This is a genomic window from Nitrococcus sp. (assembly GCF_059432795.1).
In genome coordinates this window covers 1-4512 of the sequence record NZ_JBXWZQ010000173.1, presented here as the reverse complement: position 1 = coordinate 4512, position 4512 = coordinate 1, and the positions used below count along the sequence as shown (strand labels likewise).

The following is a 4512-nucleotide window of genomic DNA, read 5'->3' as shown; positions in this document are numbered from 1 at the left end:
ACAGATTACGTAAGCGACAACCGAAACCAACTTCGTAAAGGAGAGCAAGACAATGGCGAGCATCATGATTAGCGACCTCTGCGCGACCGAGACCCTGGAGCGGCAGGCGAGCCTGCGGGTGAAGGGCGGCTGGTACGGCGGCTACCTCATGCCCCGTTACCCGAGCACGCTGAACCAGAAGTTCACCCGCCAGTACCAGACGGCCACGATCAACAACACGGCGGTCGGAATCGGCGGACCCAACACCTTCAATCTGAACGGCGTGATCGTTCAGAGCCAGAGCGCCTAACCCGCCCACGCGAGTAACACTTGGCCGGCGGGGGCTGACGAGCCCCCCGCCGGCGCAGCCGTTTCTCCACTGCACCCCGGTTTTTTTACAACGCGAACTGTCGGTCAACGGGCGCGTGAGTCGTGCACGGCGTTCAGATGAAGCCGTTTCGTATTCATCCGGTAGCCGCCCCGAAGGTGGAGGGTGGGTGCGAGAGTCTCCGGCAGACTCGAGGTTGCCAGCAGACCCTATTTCCCCGCCTACCCACGAGGAATCTCAGCCAGACGAAGCGGCATGAGAAAGCTCACCCGGAGGCTCCAAGCTCTCGGGTGAAAGCTCAACTTGGTCAAACCAGCCCGATGATCCCTCCATTATCCGCTTGCTTTTCTCATTGGCCGTCCCTCAATACCTAACCAAATCGGTTGATAGAACGCACGACAATTGCATAATGAGCTTGTGTGCATACCGTTCATAGCCAGTGAGGTGATGCAGTGATGGCACGCACGACGATATCAATCCCGGATAGCCTCAAGGATCGCATGCAGAGCGTTGACATCGATTGGTCTGCTGTGGCGGTCGCAGCGTTCGAGCAGAAGCTCGGCGAGTTGGCCGCGCAGAAGGCTGAGGAGGCTCAAACCGATGTGCTCGAGCCGCTACGCGCCTCTCCACTGGCGGCAGAAGACGACGCCTACGACAAAGGCGTGCAGGATGGCCGAGCTTGGGCGACTGATCATGCATTGTTCGTGGATCTCAAGTCATTGAATGAGCATCTGGAGCACAACGACGGACATTTGGTCCTGTCCACGGAAGCAGCGGACTTCAGCCCGTCGGAGTGCCTGTATGACATCATTTTCGGAGTAGAAGGCGTGGACAGTCGTTCCGACGCGAGTGACTTTTGGGAGGCACATGGCCATTGGGAAGGTTCCCGTGACACGATCGCTTACTTGGATGGCTTCGCTGCTGGAGCAATGGCCGTCTATAAAGAGACAATTAATGAGAAGTCTTTATACCAGCATCCCGAGACTACCTGGTGCCCTATAGCTTCCGACCGCCACTGACGGGGTAAGTGGCCAGCATGGGATCGCCGACACCGGCAAGGCCGCTCGCTTTGTCAGCGGGCTTTTCCGGCGGCGCGCCCACGCGTGGTGGGCCGAAATTGCCGGACGGCGCGTAGAAACCGCTCTCTGCGCTGGCGATCCGTATTTTTCCCTCCATAGCGCAGCGCCGTGTAATCACGGTACAGCGCTCCCAGCGCGGCCGCATCGGCGGGCCAATGGCGCATTGCCCGCTGAATGTAGTCGCGAGGCCCCTCGCTGGCGCGCTTTGCGAGCCCGCGGCGGGCGAGGCGTGTGCCCAGGGTTAGCCAGGCTAGTTGAACCGGATCCTTCGGCACGTTCCACAAGTCGCGCAGCATCAATATGCCACCGAGGCCCAATAACAGCGCGCAGGCGAGCGTCAACGCCATGATCATGCGAGACGGATCCCCTAGGCCCAGCGGGGAGAGAAATTCGCCTTGCAGCTGCGGGCCGTAGCCCAGAACAAACCGATTCCAGGTATTGTTGATCCAGTCCATCTGCAGGCGCAGGCGGTGCCACAGCGCTTCGCGGCGTATGGGCGCGCTCAGGCGCTGGCCCTCGCTCACCAGCGCGCTCTGCAGACCGGTCTCGACACGCTCGGGCACGACGGAGGCGGTGGGATCCACCCGTGTCCAGCCACGTCTCGGCAGGTAGACTTCGCTCCAGGCATGGGCATTGGACTGTCGAACGATGAGATAGCGCTCATCGATGCTGAGCTCACCGCCCTGATAGCCGGTGACCACGCGGGCGGGGAGGCCGGCAGTGCGCATCAGTACCGTGAACGCGCTTGCAAAGTGCTCACAGAAGCCGCGACGCGTCTCGAACAGGAACTCGTCCACGCTGTCGCGCCCGAGCGTCGGCGGCGTCAGGGTGTAGACGAACTCATGGCGGCGAAAAAACCCGAGACCCGCGGCAATGAGCTGCCGCCCGCGCCATCCTCGTTCGCGCCAGTGTTTTGCCAGCTCACGAGCGCGGGAGTTGCCATGCAGCGGAAGCTGAAGGGCCAACTCGCGTGCCCTTGGGGCGAGGTCGCTGTCCAGGCGTGCGGCCGGTGCCGACGTCAGCGTCACCCGCCGGCGCTCCTCGAGTGCCTTTTCCGCGCGCAGGCTGCCGGATGAGCCGAGCTCTGCATCGTGGGGCCAACGCAGCGGGCGTTCCAGGGCAAACAGCCAGTGCTGCCGATTGGGCTCGATGGTGAGGTGGTAGCGATACCGCGTGCCCTTCGCCTCGATCCGCGGCGCCGGCAGCCGCTTGCTCTGCGAGCCGGGGGACCAGCGCCGCCCGTCAAAGAACCAGAAAACCGGTCCGCGCCAATAGCGTTGCTCAGGCGCCGGCATCGAGTCGCTGAAGGCCGCCCGGAAAGCGACGGCATCCGACACGGCCAACGAGCTGATGTCGCCGGGCGACATGCTCTGTGACAGGCCGCTGCGCGCGGCGCCGGCATCATTGGGCAGTCCCCACAGCGGGCCGGGAATGCGCGGGAAAAGGATGAACATCACGAGCATCAGGGGGAGCGCGTAGAGCAGCGCCCGTCCCGCGATGGGCAGCAAGGTTCTGAGATCCAGCGCCGAGCCGGGGTGGCTGAGATCGACCATCAGCATGGTCAGGGCCAGCACGCCGCCGGCGGCGTAGGGCACCATGGCGAGCGCCTGGGTGAACAGGAAGTACGTGGCGAGCAGAAAGAAGGCAAAAAAGACCAGCACGCGATGGTCGCGCCGTGTGTCGAGCTCGGTCAGCTTGCCGCCCAGCATGACCCCGAGCAGCGCGAGCCCGGCGCTTTGGCCGTTGATACGCCCGTAGGTCAGCAGCACGCCCGCGACCGTCCCCAATGCCAGCGTCAGGCGCAGCGCACGCGGCATGGTCGGCCAGTCGCGCAAGGCCACGCCCGCCCGCCAAAGCAGCAGGGTGGCCACCAGCAGGTCGATCCATATCGGCAGGCGCGCGACATGCCCCGCCAACACATAAGCGAGCACGAGCAGCAGGCGCAAGGTCGTCCTGGGCGCGACGGGCAGCGGGTCGGTCGGCGCGGAGACGCTCATGCCGGGTGCAGCGCCAGAGTGCCGAGGCAACGATGCTTGTGCGCCTCGCCACGGGCCGGCGGCAGCGTTACGGCGGGCATGCGCAGGCCATAGGTCTGGCCGCTGCGGTGGGCGTCCACGATCCAGCGGCACAGCCGGCGCAGGCGCGCTTCCTCCGGCAGGCCTTGCAGCCGGCTCCAGTCGAGCCACAGCTCCTCGCTGTAGTAATCGGCGAATTGCTTGACGAGCAGCGCATCGTGACGCGGGTAAAGGCGCCAGTGGATGTGGCGCGGCGAGTCTCCGGGCTGGTAAGCGCGCAGTCCGGCGTAGTCCTCCTGACCCGAGGCGGACATGACGCCGCTGTCGTTGCGTCCGCTGGCGGCTGGCGGCTCCCGGCGGTTGTCGGCGGGCGCCGGATACACCAGGACGAGGGCGTCCAGGTGGGCGTAGCTCCAGGCGGTAAACAACCCGAAAGGAAACCGGGTGCTCACCAGGAGGCGCGGCAGCGTCTGCCAGCCGCGCTGCCGCGTGGCGCAGTGCAAGTGCATTTGGGTTTCCTGTGCCGGGGGGAGATCCTGCCAGCCGCCCGTTTGCGCATCGAGCAAATGCACCCCGACCGCATGGCGGGCGAGACGGCCGGGATTGTCGATGCGAACGCTGAAGCGGGCGGGCTCCCCGGCGAACACGGGCGGCGCCGGGCCGCTTCTCAGGGCAAGGCCCAGGAGGTTGCGGTGCGTCTGCTGCATCGCGACCAGCCCCAGGCCGATGAGCAGGAAGCACAGCACGAAGACCAGTGAGTTGCTGTAGTTCATGGCGCCGAGCCACAGCAGCAGACAGATCGCGCCGAATCCGGCGCCGGCCCGCGTGGGCAGGATGTAGATCTGCCCGCGTTGCAGTGTGATCTCCCGGCGCGGTTCCGGTGCGCGCGCAAACGCCCAGCGTCTGACGCGGCGGCGCAGCGCGCGTGTCAGGCGAGTGGTCAGGTGCGGATTCATGTTCTCGGGCCGGGCTCGCCGCATCGCCGTGCAGGAATCAGGGAACCGCCACGGAGCCCTGCAGCCGCTCGGCAAGGTGCGCGCCGGCGTCCGCATGCCCCGCCGCGTCGTGCAGCGGCTGCAGGCGGTGGGCGGTGACGGCGCCGAAAACCGCC

4 protein-coding genes are annotated in these 4512 nt (G+C 65.4%); 2 read left to right on the top strand and 2 right to left on the bottom strand.

The features are described 5' to 3' along the window. Positions 1-52: 52 nt before the first annotated feature. Positions 53-289, top strand: coding sequence for a hypothetical protein (locus AC52Q4_RS12150; protein ID WP_495537064.1), 237 nt, complete (start codon positions 53-55; stop codon positions 287-289). A gap of 473 nt (positions 290-762) precedes the next feature. Continuing rightward, positions 763-1326 (top strand): AF_0619 family ribbon-helix-helix protein, encoded by a 564-nt coding sequence (locus AC52Q4_RS12145; protein WP_495537063.1) that lies wholly within the window; start codon positions 763-765, stop codon positions 1324-1326. A 53-nt stretch (positions 1327-1379) separates the two neighbouring features. Here the strand turns inward: AC52Q4_RS12145 and AC52Q4_RS12140 are convergent, their stop codons facing one another. Next, on the bottom strand, positions 1380-3383 hold the full coding sequence (locus tag AC52Q4_RS12140) for a transglutaminase TgpA family protein (protein WP_495537062.1): 2004 nt from the start codon (positions 3381-3383) through the stop codon (positions 1380-1382). Next, positions 3380-4357, bottom strand: a complete 978-nt coding sequence (locus tag AC52Q4_RS12135) for a DUF58 domain-containing protein (RefSeq protein ID WP_495537061.1) — start codon at positions 4355-4357, stop codon at positions 3380-3382. Before AC52Q4_RS12135 ends, AC52Q4_RS12140 begins: the two co-directional genes overlap by 4 nt. Between the last annotated feature and the right edge of the window lie 155 nt (positions 4358-4512).